Genomic DNA, 13,166 nt, shown 5'->3' on the forward strand with positions numbered 1-13,166 from the left:
CATGCCGGACTGTGCGGGAAACGGCGCAACGAGATCTGGCTCTGCGCCGGCCCGAGCGGGCAGGATCGCCCTATGCCGACCCTCGTCCTGCTCCGCCATGGCGAAAGCACCTGGAACCAGAAGAACCTGTTCACCGGCTGGGTGGACGTCGACCTGTCCGAGAAGGGCCTCAAGGAGGCCGCCCGCGGCGGCGAGCTGCTGCGCGAGGCCGGCGTGCTGCCGGACGTCGTGCACACCTCCGTGCTGACCCGCGCCATGCGCACGGCCTGGCTGGCCCTCGACGCCGCCAGCCGGAACTGGATCCCGGTGCGGCGCAGTTGGCGGCTCAACGAGCGCCACTACGGCGACCTGCAGGGCCGGGACAAGGCCGAGACGCTGGAGAAGTTCGGCGAGGAGCAGTTCATGCTCTGGCGCCGCTCTTACGACACCCCGCCGCCGGACATCACACCCGGCCAGGAAAGCGGCGTCGACGACCGGTACGCCGAGCTCGCGCCCGATCTCATCCCGACGACCGAGTGCCTCAAGGACGTCGTCATCCGGATGCTTCCGTACTGGTACGACGCGATCGTGCCGGACCTGCGGGCCGGGCGCACCGTGCTCGTCACGGCCCACGGCAACTCGCTGCGCGCGCTGGTCAAGCATCTTGACGGCATCGGTGACGCCGACATCGCCGCGCTGAACATCCCCACCGGGATCCCGCTGCGCTACGAACTGGACGACGACCTGAAGGTCATCTCGTCCGCCTACCTCGACCCCGACGCCGCCGAGCTAGCCGCCGCCGCCGTAGCCGCCCAGGGCAAAAAGAAGTAAGCCGGGCGTCGGGGTCCGAGCGCAGCCGCGCCCGGACCCCGAGCTCGCCCTGACTCTTACTTTTCGCCGGTGACGAGGTAGACGACGCGGCGGGCGACGGAGACCGCGTGGTCGGCGTAACGCTCGTAGAAGCGGCCGCACAGCGTGATGTCGATCGCCGCCTCCATGCCGTGCGTCCACTCCCGCTCCAGCAGGATGTGGAACAGCTGCCGGTGCAGGTGGTCCATCGCGTCGTCGTCGGCCTCGAGCTCGGCGGCCAGCTCGGTGTCCCGGCTGGCGATCACCGAGCCGGCCTTGGCGACGATCCGCTGCGCGACCTGGCCCATCTCGGTGATGGTGCCGGTCAGCTCCGGCGGCACGGCCTTGCCTGGGTAACGGCGGCGTGCGACCTTCGCGACGTGCAGCGCCAGGTCGCCCATGCGCTCCAGGTCCGCGACGATGCGCAGGGTGGTGACGATCACCCGGGCGTCGGTCGCGACCGGCGCCTGGCGAGCGAGGATGTCGAACGCGCGCTCCTCGATCTCGTTGCGGAGCAGGTCGACGGTCTCGTCGGCCGTGATGACCTGCTCGGCGAGCTGCAGATCGGCGTCCAGCAACGCGGTGGTCGCGCGGGCCATGGCCGAGGCGACCATGCTGCTCATCTCGACGAGGGACACCGTGATGCCCTCGAGCTCCTCGTGGAAGACGTCCCGCACGGGCGGACTCCTGTTCTGATCAAACCGGTCAAGGCCGTTCGGGTCCTGGCGTCCGCCCGGCAGGTCACAACCGACCGCGGCTTCGCGCGTACGGCCACACCTGGTCATGGCCCCGGGACTCGTCGACCCGAGATCGCTGGTCTTCGGATGGGTTGACGATGCGGCGACCCAGTCGCGGACCGGTGAACGGAGACGTTAGCGGGGATGAACACCTGACGACGAACCGCCGTGGAGAACCGTTCGGCGGATCCCGGAGGGCCGGACGACACCTAGCATTCGGCGCGTGGGCGACAGGTCGGTGAATGACGTGACAAGCATGCTACGGTACGCGATCCCGTCCGTGCCGGCCTGCGCCGCCGTGTCCAGATCGGCCCACCTGCGCCTGGTGTCCGTGCGCCTGGCGCCCGTGCGCCGGGTGTCCGTCCTGGCCTCGTCGTGTTCCCCGGGAGACCGCCGATGAGCACACCGAGCCCCGCGACCTCCAGATCCCTGCGCGAGAACGACCGGCCCGGCCCGCCGGCGGTCGCCGCCGACGAGTCCGCCGACTCGTTGCCCGCCGACCAGCTGCGCCGGCTGGTCTCGGCGCTGCCGTCCGGCGTGGTCGTACTGACCACCCACGACGAGGTGGTGATGGCGAACCCGGCCGCCCGCGCGATGGGTGTGGTGATCGACAACCGGATCGGCGTCCCGTCCGTCGCGGACATCGTTCGGCGTACCCGCCGGGCCGGCGCCGGCCTGGACGGCCAGCTGGACCTGCCGCCGGTGCCGCCGCCGCCGCTCACCCGGCCGCGCCCGGACCAGGAGCCGCTCGCCGTCCGGGTCCGGACCAGGCCGCTCGGCGGCGTCGGCCACATCGCGGTGATCCTCGACGACGTCACCGAGTCCCGCCGGGTGGACGCCGTCCGGCGCGACTTCGTCGCGAACATCAGCCATGAGCTCAAGACCCCGGTCGGCGCGCTGCACGTGCTCGCCGAGGCGGTGCACGCGGCGAGCGACGACCCGGTCGCGGTCCGCCGGTTCGCCGACCGGATGACGCACGAGTCCGCCCGGCTCGCCCGGCTCGTCCAGGAGATCATCCACCTGTCCCGGCTGCAGGGCGCGGACCCGCTGCCGGAGTTGCGGCCGGTCGCGGTCGACAACGTGACCGCCGAGGCGGTGGACCGCAACCGGCTGGCCGCGCAGACCCGCGGCATCTCGGTGGCGGTGATCGGACAGACCGACGCGGGCGTGCTCGGCGACGAGGCGCAGCTGGTGACAGCGGTGGCGAACCTGCTGGAGAACGCGGTGAACTACTCGCCGCGTGGCACGCGGGTGGGCCTCGGGGTGCGCTCCGCCGGCGACATGGTGGAGATCTCGGTCGCGGACGAGGGCATCGGGATCGCCGAGAAGGACCTGGAACGCGTCTTCGAGCGGTTCTACCGGGCGGATCCGGCCCGATCCCGGGAGACCGGTGGCACCGGGCTGGGCCTGGCGATCGTCAAGCACATCGTGACCAACCACGGCGGCACGGTCGGCGTCTGGAGCTCCGAGGGCGCGGGTTCCACGTTCACGCTGCGGCTGCCGTCTTACCACGACGACCTCGCGGACGGCGATGACGCGCCGGAGACGGCGCCACAGCTGATCATTCCGGTGGCTGCCGGCGGATCGGCCGAGGCGCCGGAGATCGGGTCGGCGGGCGGGAAGGGCGGCGAGGTCGGCGAACGGGCTGACGGCGGTCCCGCGGGCGCGGACGATCGAGATGACGACCTGGGCGCTCCCCACGAGGCGGGCGTCCCGGACGAGGGCGGCCTCCCCGACGGGGCGGGGGCGCCGGACACGACGTCGGCCCGGACACAGCAGCCGGGACCGAAGACCAGGACCACCAGGTCGAGCAAGGGACGGACGGCCGGGAACAGGACCGCCGGCACCTGACCACAGGTGAACGACTGACCGGTCGATGAACGACCGGCCAGGCACGATCAGGAAGCCGACGAGAACAACGAGCCGCCACCGGCGACCGCGAGATCCGCGGGACCGGCCGGCCCGCGAAAGGAAGAGTGACCGGGTGACCCGCCTGCTCGTGGTGGAGGACGAGGAGTCGTTCTCGGAGGCGCTGTCCTTCATGTTGGAGCGCGAGGGATTCGACGTCGCGGTGGCCGCTGACGGGCACGCCGCGCTGTCGGATTTCGAACGGCACGGGGCGGACCTGGTGCTGCTCGACGTCATGCTGCCTGGCCTGTCTGGCACCGAGGTGTGCCGGGCCCTGCGGCAGAAGTCCTCCGTTCCGGTGATCATGCTCACCGCTCGGGACAGCGAGATCGACAAGGTGCTGGGCCTGGAGCTCGGCGCCGACGACTACGTCACCAAGCCGTTCTCGGCGCGTGAGCTCGTCGCCCGGATCCGGGCCGTGCTGCGCCGCCGTGGCAGCGAGCCGGACGAGGCCGCGCCGGTGACGCTGGAGGCCGGCGGCGTCCGGATGGACGTCGAGCGCCACGTCGTGACCGTGCACGGCGCGGCCGTCGCGCTGCCGCTCAAGGAGTTCGAGCTGCTGGAGATGTTCCTGCGCAATACCGGCCGGGTACTGACCCGAGGGCAGCTGATCGACCGGGTCTGGGGGTCGGACTACGTGGGCGACACGAAGACGCTCGACGTCCACGTCAAGCGGCTCCGGGCGAAGATCGAGTCCGAACCGGGCAACCCTCGGCACCTCGTAACCGTCCGAGGTCTTGGCTACAAGTTCGAGCCGTAGGACGCCCGGCCGACGCGGTCGGCCGGGCGCTCCGCGCGGCCGGCCGGCGGCGGCCTGGGTTCGTGTCTCTGCGCGATCTCGCGGCCCGGACGGGTGGCCGGCGAGCAGCCGTGGGGCAGGAGACCAGCATGGGCGCGTACCGTCTTACGTCGCTCGACCACGCGTCAGCGGGTGTCGAGGGAGGTCGGCCCGGCCCGGCTGCGTCGTGGCCGGGGCGGTGCGGACGGTGCACGACACAGGGGGACGGGCAATGCGGCTGAGGTTCTCACCGACGGCGCGGGCGGAGAAGGACGGGCCCGAACCGGGGGCGGACGCCGGCGGGGGCCGGGTGCTGCCCGGTGTGGTGGTGCCACGCCGCTCGGCGGTCGCGTCGACAAGGCTCGTTCCCGCGGGGGCGGCTGCCTCGCCGGGGGCATCCGCGTCCTCAGGGGCAGCCGGCTCGGGGGCAGCCGGCCAGCTCGTCGGCCCGGACGGCACCGCCGCCTCGTCGGTGGTGAGCCAGCCGCGGGTGACGGCCGTCGCCCTGCCAGCGCCGCCGGCCCAGCCGATGCGGCTCGGCGTCATCGACATCGGTTCGAACACCGTGCACCTGCTGGTCGTGGACGCACACCACGGCGCGGCGCCGCGGCCGGCCGCGAGCGTGCGGGTGCCGCTGCGGCTGGTCGAGCTGCTGGACGACTCGGGCGCGCTGTCGGTCAGCGGCGAGCACGCGCTCGTCGACTGCATCCTCGACCTGCGCCGGCAGGCCGAGGAGCTGGCCGTCTTCGACCTCGTGGCGTTCGCCACATCCGCGCTGCGGGATGCCACCAACAGTGACGACGTCCTTGCTCGGCTGCGCGCGGTGACCGGGGTCGGCGTCGAGGTGCTGCCGGGCGACGACGAGGCCCGGCTGACCTTCCTCGCGGTGCGCCGCTGGTTTGGCTGGAGCGCCGGCCGGCTGCTCGCGCTGGACATCGGCGGTGGCTCGCTGGAGATCGGCGCTGGCCTGGACGAGGAGCCCGACGTCGTCGCCTCGCTGCCGCTGGGCGCGAGCCGCCTCACCCGGGACTGGCTGACGACGGACCCGCCGAGCCAGCGTGAGCTGTCCGCGCTGCGCCGCTACGTCCGGGCGCAGATCGCGCCGGTGGTCGGCAATCTCTACCACGTCGGCGAGCCCACCCGGGCGGTAGCGACGTCGAAGACGTTCCGCTCGCTGGCCCGGATCGCCGGCGCCGAGCCGTACAGCCGAGGCCCCTACGTCCGGCGGGTGCTGCGCAGGACCGACCTGGAGGCGGCGGCGAAGGTGGTCTGCCGGATGTCCTCGACCGAGCGGACCTCACTGCCCGGGGTCTCCGCGTCCCGGGCCGCGCAGCTCGCCGCCGGAGCGGTGGTCGCCGTCGAGACGATGGACCTGCTGTCCGTCGACGAGGTCGAGATCTGCCCGTGGGCGCTGCGCGAGGGCATCATCCTGCGTCGGCTGGACACCCTGAAGCTCGGCTGAGCTCTCGTGCGGCGGCCACGCAGGGTGAGATCACTCGGGCCGCCGCCGGACGGGGCACCGCTGCCGTGATGGCCTAGCCTGGGAGCGGGCCGTGCGGGGGCTGGCCCTGGATCGCGGAAGAAGGTGTTCGGGTGCGGGTGGGTGTCCCGGCGGCGAAGGTCGCGCTGTCGACGGCGTCGACCTACCCCGAATCGACGCCGGCCGCGTTCGAGATGGCGGCCCGGCTTGGCTACGACGGCGTCGAGATCATGGTCTGGACGGACCCGGTCAGTCAGGACCCGCGGGCGCTGAAGCGGCTGGTGGACTACCACGGCATCCCGGTGGTCGCGATCCACTCACCCTGCCTGCTGCTCACCCAGCGTGTCTGGGGCACCGACCCGTGGGGCAAGCTGGTGCGGGCCCGTTCGGCGGCCGAGACCCTCGACGCGAAGACCGTCGTCGTGCACCCGCCGTTCCGCTGGCAGCGCGACTACGGGCGGGACTTCATCGCGGGCATCGAGCGGATGGCGCAGGAGACCGACATCCGCTTCGCCGTCGAGAACATGTTCCCGCTGCGGGCCCGTGGCCGGGAGGTGTCGGCCTACGCGCCGGACTGGTCGCCGATCGAGGACGGCTACCGGCACGTCACCCTCGACCTGTCGCACACCAGCGTCTCCCGCTCGGACGCGCTGGCGATGGCCGACGTGCTGGGCGACCGGCTGGCCCACGTGCACCTGGCCGACGGCGTGGGCTCGGCGAAGGACGAGCACCTGGTCCCCGGCCGCGGCACCCAGCCCTGCGCCCAGCTGCTCGAACGGCTGGCCGCCCGGGGCTTCGACGGCACCGTCGTCGTCGAGATCAACACCCGTCGTGCCGAGACCCGCGCGCAGCGGGAGGCCGACCTCGCCGAGGCGCTCGCCTTCACCCGGCTCAACCTCGCCGCGCCCGCCGCGGCGGCCAGTCCCGGCGGCCTCGTGCTGCCCTGATCTGGGCGGATGGCGTCGGCACCGGCCCGGTTCGGTGCCACGATTGCGGCATGGGTTCACGTTCGCTGTTCGACCCGCTGGTCGACGCCTATGACGCGGCACGGCCCACCTATCCCGACGCGCTGTTCGACGATCTGGAACGGCTCGCCGGTCGGCCGATCGCCGGCGCGGACGTCGTCGAGGTGGGCGCCGGCACCGGCATCGCGACCCGTGGGCTGCTCGGCCGTGGCGCTCGGGTCGTCCCTTTCGACATCGGCGCGGGCATGCTCGGCCGGCTGCGGGCGCGCACCCCGGGAATTCCGGCGGCGCTCGGTGACGGCGAAGCGCTGCCGCTGCGGGCCGGGGTCGCCGACCTGATCTGCTACGCGCAGGCATGGCACTGGATGCGGGTGCCCGTCGCCGCGGCCGAGGCGACCCGGGTGCTGCGTCCCGGCGGTGCGCTCGCCGTCTGGTGGAACGACGTGGACGCAGAGGACGAGCGCTGGTGGCAGCGCCAGCAGGACCGGCTGGAAGCGATGAGCCCGGGCTACACCCGCGGCTACCGGACCCGGCCCTATGCCGACGAGCTGCGCTGGACCGGGCAGTTCGCCGAGGTAGTGACCCTCGCCGGCCGCTGGGTCCGGCGGCTCGACGTCGACACCTACCTGACCTGGCTTCGGTCGAAGTCCTACGTGGCCGCGATCGGCGACCAGGAGCAGGACTTCCTCGACGCGGAGCGTCGCTCGATGCTGCGGGCCTTCCCCGACGGAGTCATCGAGGAGCCGTTCCGCACCCTCCTTGTGGTCGCCCGCCGGCCCTGAGGCCAGGAACGGGGCCGTAGCCTTGCGAGCGGCATAGGCGGGTGGGCTGAGGAGCAGGCATGAGTGTGACGATCGTGGGTGTCGGCCGGCTGGGCGAGGCGTTGCTGGCCGGGCTGCTGCGCTCCGGCGTCGAGCCCAAGGAGATCGTGGTCGCCGAGAAGGACCCGGCGAGGGCGGCGGCGATCTGCGCCCAGCACGGGGTCACCGCGGCCGCCCCGGCCGAGGCGGTGGCCGGCGCCGACGTGGTGATCGTGGCCGTCAAGCCGCACGACATGGCCGGGCTGCTGGCCGACATCGGCGCGGTGCTGGCTCCGGGCGCCTTCGTGGTGTCGCTCGCGGCGGGGATCACGCTGCCGTTCCTCCAGGACGCGCTGCCCGCCGGCACGCCGGTGGTGCGGGTGATGACCAACACGCCGCTGCTGGTCGGCGCGGCGATGTCGGCGATCTGCGCCGGCCGGCACGCGGGTGACGACGAGCTGGCGCGCACCGAGGAGCTGCTCGCGGCCGTCGGCCGGGTCGTCCGGGTCCCGGAGTCGCAGCTGGACGCCGTCACGGCGTTGTCGGGCAGCGGCCCGGCGTACTTCTTCTACCTGGTCGACGCGATGATCGAGGCAGGGGTGCTGCTCGGCGTGCCCCGCCCGCTGGCCACCGAGCTGATGGTGCAGACGGCGCTCGGCTCGGCCCAGATGCTGCGTGAGACCAGCGAGCACCCGGCGCTGCTGCGGGAGGCCGTCACGTCACCGGCCGGGACGACCGCGGCCGCGTTGCGCGAGTTCGACCGCCAGGCGGTGCGGGGAGCGATCCTCGACGCGCTGGTGGCGGCACGTGACCGGTCCGTCGAGCTTGGCCGCCCCAGCTGAGTGCGGCGGTCCGCGTCGAGCCAGGTGGTACTGTCCGGCAACCGCTGCCTTGGCCGCGGCCGGTGCCGGGCGGGGGCTGCGCGCTGACTGGCCGTGTCAGGGCGGCCACCCATCCAGGCCGGTGCTGGGCGGTAGGCTCACCCGGTAGCTCTCCTCCACACAGATCGGTTGTATTCGTGGGTTCTGTTATCAAGAAGCGTCGCAAGCGGATGGCGAAGAAGAAGCACCGCAAACTTCTCAAGCGAACCCGCGTCCAGCGCCGCAACAAGAAGTAGTCGGTAAGAACGCCCCGAGACCCCCGACGTCGCGCGCCGCGCGGCCGGGGGTCGACTGGTGAGCGGCCTCGGGTGCGCGATCGCTGGTGGCGACGCGCATCCGGCCAGGCGTAGGCCGATTCGGCACGCGGCAGGACCCACGAACGCTGCGCGGCTACTCGTTCGGGCACCACTTTCGCGCCCCGCGCGCCGACCACGAGCGCCTCGGCCCGGCTGCGAGGCATGTATCTCGGAGGTTTCCTCGTCGCGGTTCCGTCCGGCTGGGACCTTGGTCCTGTGGGACGCTGCTCGCCGGGTGGCAACGGGGCCACCCGTGCGTCTGCGGGGTGCGACTGATGACGTCGAGCGAGGCGAGCACGGGCATCGCGACCGCGGCGGGGGGCCCCGCCCCCCCGGCGGGGTGGATCAACTTTCTTTCTGACTACGGGCTCGACGACACGTGCGTCGGCGTGGTCCACGGGGTGATCGCCCGGCACGCGCCGGGGGCGAGGGTCGTCGACGTCTGCCACGCGGTCGCCCCACAGGACATCGAGCATGGCGCCGGCCTGCTGGCCGACAGCGTCTGCTACCTGCCGGTCGGCGTGCACCTTGCCGTCGTCGAACGGCTCGACGTCGCCGCGGGCGGCGCCCAGCCGCGGCCCGAGGGGCGCCCCGCGGCCACGGCCACTCGTGGCGTCGCGATTCGCTCGGCCGACGGATCGACCTTCGTGGCCCCGGACAACGGCCTCACCTCGCTGGCCTGGGACATCCTCGGCGGGGTGACGGCGGCCCACGAGATCTCCAACCCGGCGCTGTGGCTACCGCTGCCGACCGTGGTCTTTCGGGGCCGGGACGTCTACGCCCCGGTCGCCGCGCGGCTCGCCGCCGGGCTGGCGCTGGCCGAGGTCGGGCCGCGCATCGACGCCGAGTCGCTGGTCCGGCTCACCCGGCCGGGCTGCGTGGTCGACGACGATCATCTGCACGCCCAGGTGCTGGCCGTCGACCATTTCGGCAACCTCTCACTCAACGTGACCAGACAAGATCTTGAGGCCGCCGGCGTGCTGCTCGGCGACGACGTCGAGATCCGCGCCGTCGGGCGTCAGCACCTGCTCCCGTTCACCCACACCTACGGTGACGTGCCCGTCGGGCAGGCGGCGTTGTGCGAGGACGCGCTGCGCCGGGTGATGCTCGCCGTCAACTGCGGCTGTGCCGGCGACCTGCTGCGGCTGAGGCGCGGCGACGCCGTCGTCATCGGCCAGCCGCCCCGTGAGTCGGGCTTCGGTACCGCTTCCGGGTCGGCGGTGGGGGTCGGGGCGGCGGGACGGACGGCTTCCGTCGTCAGCCTGCCCGCGCTCACCTGAGCCGTCGCCGGCCGCGGGTGACCTCCGGGTTGCCAGCGGGCGACGGCCGTCGGACCGGTAACGCTACGCAGTGGTTTCGCGTCAGGGCAGGCGTACGATGACCGGGACGCCAAGGCACGGACCGCATCTGACGGCGCCCTGGGAGCCCACATGAGACCACGCCGCGTGCTTGTCACCGGTGTGTCCCGTCCACTCGGCGCGGACGTCGCCCGAGCCCTCGCGGCCAGTCCACAGATCGAGACCGTGATCGGGGTCGACACGGTCGCACCGGGCGACGACCTCGGCCGGACGAGATTCGTGCGTGCCGACATCCGCAACCCGCTGATCGCCAAGGTGATCGGCACGGCAGGCATCGACACGGTCCTGCACCTGAACCTCATCGCCAACCCGGTCGTCGCCGGTGGCCGGACGGCGATGAAGGAAATCAACGTCATCGGCACGATGCAGCTGCTCGCCGCCTGCCAGAAATCGGAGACGGTCAGCAGGCTGGTCGTCCGGTCCACGACGACGATCTACGGCTCGTCGTCGCGCGACCCGGCGCTGTTCACCGAGGACATGGAGCCGCGCCAGCTACCGCACGGCGGCTACGGCAAGGACGCCGTCGAGGTCGAAGGTTACGTAAGGGGTTTCAGCCGCCGCAGGCCGGATATCGCCGTGACCGTGTTGCGGTTCGCGAACATCCTGGGCCCGGGCGTCGACAGTCCCCTGGCGCGTTACTTCGAGTTCCCGGTCGTACCGACCGTGCTGGGCTTCGACCCGCGCATCCAACTGCTCCACTCATCCGACGCGCTCGCGGTGCTGCTGCGGGCCGCTGGCGGTGGGCACGCCGGCACGTTCAACGTCGCGGGTGACGGCATCCTGCTGCTCTCGCAGGCGATCCGCCGATCCGGCCGGCCGCCGATCCCGGTGCCGTTCCCGGCGGTCAGCTCGCTGTCGAGGCTCGCCAGCCGGCTGCGGGTGGTGGACTTCCCGCCCGAGCAGGTCGGTTTCCTCGCGTACGGCCGCGCGGTCGACACGACCCGACTGCGCGAGGTCTTCGGCTACACGCCGCGTTACACGACAGCGGCGGCGTTCGACAGCTTTGTGCGGGAACGCGGGCTGCGCCCGACGATTGACCCAGAGCAGGTCGTCCAGGCCGAGCAGGCCCTGCTCGGCCTGATGGCCCGGCGCCGGCTGGTGGGTGCGCCGTGACCGCGGCCGGCCAGCCGCCGCCCGGCGAGGCCCAGATCATCCCGTTGGCCCGCCCGGCCCGCCGGGCGGGCGCGAAGGCGGCGAGCAAGCCTCCGATCGCCGAGCCGCGCGGGGGTGAGGCCGAATCGCCGGGTGCGACGATCTCGCCGATGGGCCGGTCGTCCTCGACCAGCCGGATGCCGCCGGTGCCGAGCTCCCGCCCCACCCCCGACGCCGGTGCCGCGACGGCCAGTACTCCGTCCCCGAGCGCCGGAGTGGTGGACGCGGGGACGCGGCCGAGCTCGCGGCTGCGGCCCGGATCCGGGCCGGCGGTGGATCCCGGAACCTCGGACCACGCCGCGGCGGCGGATCGAACGGCCGCCTCGGATCATCCGGCCTCGTCGAGCCGACCGGGCCCGTCGAGCCGACCGGCGTCCGCGCGCCCAGCGAGGACGGCCACCACCCGAGCCAGGGCCGACCGGCCGGCGGTGCCGGAGGCCGACTCGCCTACTTCGGTGGGCGACGACGGGACGACCACGCCGGCCCGTACCTCCAGCCGCGCCGCCGCCTCCGGCCGTACTGCCGCGTCCAAACGAGCTTCCGGGGCCAACCGGGCCGCGGGTGCCGACCAGGCTGCCGGTGCCGGCCGGGCTGCCGCTTCGAAGCGGTCCGCCGCGTCCACCCGGGCCGCGGCCTCCAGCCGCGAGACCAGCTCCACCCGCGTCGGCTCCGCCGGCACGCCAGGTTCGGCCGAGGCGGCGGCGAGCGATGTCGACGCGGCAGCCAAGGACGACACCGCGACCGCCAGCGCCGCCGCGCGCCGCCGCGCGCCACGTGCCAAAGCCGGCCCGCGGACGGCCGGCGCCGCGAGCGGTTCCACGCGGTCTGACACGGGCGGATCCGGGCGGTCCAAGGTCGCACGGGTCGTCGCCGAGCAGGCTGACGGCGAACCCGTACCACCGACTGACCTCCGGGCGCCGCGCCCGACACGGCGCGGCGACGAGCGCGTGTCGGAGCGACCCGCGGCCCGGGCCGCCAGCACGCGTACCGCCGCCGCCTCGACGGCAGACGCCATGGCCACCCCGCTCGCCGCCCCGCCGAGCGCCGGGGAACAGCCCATCGCCGATCCCGCCGGCCTCGAACGCGCCCTCGCCGGCATGCTGGCCTTCCTTCGGCGGCGGATCACCGGCGACTACGAGGTCGACGAGCTCGGCTTCGACGCGGACCTGACCGAGCACGTCGTCGCCCCGCTGCTGCGCCCGGTCTACCGGAACTACTTCCGGGTGGAGACCCGGGGCCTGGAGAACGTTCCCGACACGGGCGGCGCGCTGGTCGTCGCCAACCACTCCGGAACGCTGCCGATCGACGCGCTGATGACCGCGATGGCGTTGCTGGACCACCACCCCGCGCATCGCTACCTGCGGATGCTCGCCGCCGACCTGGTGTTCTCACTGCCGTTCCTGGCGCCGATGGCCCGCAAGACCGGCAACACCCTGGCCTGCCAGGCCGACGCGGAGCGGCTGCTGGGCAAGGGCGAGCTGGTCGGGGTCTGGCCGGAGGGCTTCAAGGGGGTCGGCAAGCCGTTCTCGGAGCGGTACAAGTTGCAACGGTTCGGCCGCGGTGGCTTCGTCTCGGCGGCGCTGCGCACCGGGGTCCCGATCATCCCGTGCACGATCGTCGGCGCCGAGGAGATCTACCCGATGCTCGGCAACGCCAAGACGGTCGCCCGACTGCTCGGCCTGCCGTACTTCCCGCTGACGCCGACGTTCCCCTGGCTCGGCCCGCTCGGCATGGTTCCGCTGCCGTCCAAGTGGCTCATCGAGTTCGGCGAGCCGGTGGACACCTCGTCCCTGACCCCGGCCGCCGCCGAGGACCCGATGCTGGTCTTCGAGCTCACGGACCGCATCCGCGAGTCGATCCAGCACACCCTCTACGGCCTCCTCATGCAACGCCGCTCGGTCTTCTTCTAGGGCCTGTTTGAGAAGTGCGTGGGCTGGTCGGCTGTGGATCAGGTGGTGAGATCCGGCCGGAATGATCCGTTGT

The 13,166-nt window shown here is 72.9% G+C and carries 13 protein-coding genes; 11 read left to right on the forward strand and 2 right to left on the reverse strand.

Annotation, left to right across the window (positions count from 1 at the left end; genetic code table 11):
* Positions 1-72: 72 nt before the first annotated feature.
* A complete protein-coding gene (locus I6A60_RS27620) occupies positions 73-810 on the forward strand; it encodes a phosphoglyceromutase (protein WP_203021740.1) in 738 nt (245 codons plus the stop codon).
* A gap of 56 nt (positions 811-866) precedes the next feature.
* Here I6A60_RS27620 and phoU read toward each other — a convergent pair whose 3' ends face one another.
* The gene (phoU, locus tag I6A60_RS27625; protein ID WP_203021741.1) at positions 867-1,505 is read right to left on the reverse strand and encodes a phosphate signaling complex protein PhoU; all 639 of its coding nucleotides are present in this window, start codon (positions 1,503-1,505) and stop codon (positions 867-869) included.
* A 456-nt stretch (positions 1,506-1,961) separates the two neighbouring features.
* Between phoU and I6A60_RS27630 the strand changes: the two genes are divergently transcribed.
* From I6A60_RS27630 to I6A60_RS27670, 9 genes are all read left to right on the forward strand, one after another.
* The gene (locus I6A60_RS27630) at positions 1,962-3,416 is read left to right on the forward strand and encodes a cell wall metabolism sensor histidine kinase WalK (RefSeq protein WP_203021742.1); all 1,455 of its coding nucleotides are present in this window, start codon (positions 1,962-1,964) and stop codon (positions 3,414-3,416) included.
* A 133-nt stretch (positions 3,417-3,549) separates the two neighbouring features.
* Complete coding sequence (locus I6A60_RS27635) at positions 3,550-4,233, forward strand: response regulator transcription factor (protein ID WP_013427420.1); 684 nt, start codon at positions 3,550-3,552, stop codon at positions 4,231-4,233.
* A gap of 250 nt (positions 4,234-4,483) precedes the next feature.
* Entirely contained in the window at positions 4,484-5,713 is a 1,230-nt protein-coding gene (locus I6A60_RS27640; protein ID WP_203021743.1) for a Ppx/GppA phosphatase family protein, read from the forward strand.
* A gap of 131 nt (positions 5,714-5,844) precedes the next feature.
* Positions 5,845-6,678, forward strand: coding sequence for a sugar phosphate isomerase/epimerase (locus I6A60_RS27645; protein WP_013427418.1), 834 nt, complete (start codon positions 5,845-5,847; stop codon positions 6,676-6,678).
* Positions 6,679-6,728: 50 nt separating this feature from the next.
* Positions 6,729-7,478 (forward strand): class I SAM-dependent methyltransferase, encoded by a 750-nt coding sequence (locus I6A60_RS27650; RefSeq protein ID WP_203021744.1) that lies wholly within the window; start codon positions 6,729-6,731, stop codon positions 7,476-7,478.
* Positions 7,479-7,537: 59 nt separating this feature from the next.
* Complete coding sequence (gene proC, locus I6A60_RS27655; RefSeq protein WP_203021745.1) at positions 7,538-8,338, forward strand: pyrroline-5-carboxylate reductase; 801 nt, start codon at positions 7,538-7,540, stop codon at positions 8,336-8,338.
* 176 nt (positions 8,339-8,514) lie between these two features.
* Positions 8,515-8,613: a 30S ribosomal protein bS22 gene (locus I6A60_RS27660; protein WP_003948845.1), complete on the forward strand. Its 99-nt coding sequence runs from the start codon at positions 8,515-8,517 to the stop codon at positions 8,611-8,613.
* Positions 8,614-8,948: 335 nt separating this feature from the next.
* Complete coding sequence (locus I6A60_RS27665) at positions 8,949-9,953, forward strand: S-adenosyl-l-methionine hydroxide adenosyltransferase family protein (protein WP_238436367.1); 1,005 nt, start codon at positions 8,949-8,951, stop codon at positions 9,951-9,953.
* A 150-nt stretch (positions 9,954-10,103) separates the two neighbouring features.
* A complete protein-coding gene (locus I6A60_RS27670) occupies positions 10,104-11,144 on the forward strand; it encodes an NAD-dependent epimerase/dehydratase family protein (RefSeq protein WP_203021747.1) in 1,041 nt (346 codons plus the stop codon).
* A 367-nt stretch (positions 11,145-11,511) separates the two neighbouring features.
* Here I6A60_RS27670 and I6A60_RS27675 read toward each other — a convergent pair whose 3' ends face one another.
* On the reverse strand, positions 11,512-12,015 hold the full coding sequence (locus tag I6A60_RS27675; RefSeq protein ID WP_203021748.1) for a hypothetical protein: 504 nt from the start codon (positions 12,013-12,015) through the stop codon (positions 11,512-11,514).
* 181 nt (positions 12,016-12,196) lie between these two features.
* Between I6A60_RS27675 and I6A60_RS27680 the strand changes: the two genes are divergently transcribed.
* Complete coding sequence (locus I6A60_RS27680) at positions 12,197-13,093, forward strand: lysophospholipid acyltransferase family protein (RefSeq protein ID WP_203021749.1); 897 nt, start codon at positions 12,197-12,199, stop codon at positions 13,091-13,093.
* The last annotated feature ends 73 nt before the right edge of the window (positions 13,094-13,166 follow it).

It is taken from the genome of Frankia sp. AgB1.9, assembly GCF_016786355.1.
GTDB lineage: Bacteria > Actinomycetota > Actinomycetes > Frankiales > Frankiaceae > Pseudofrankia.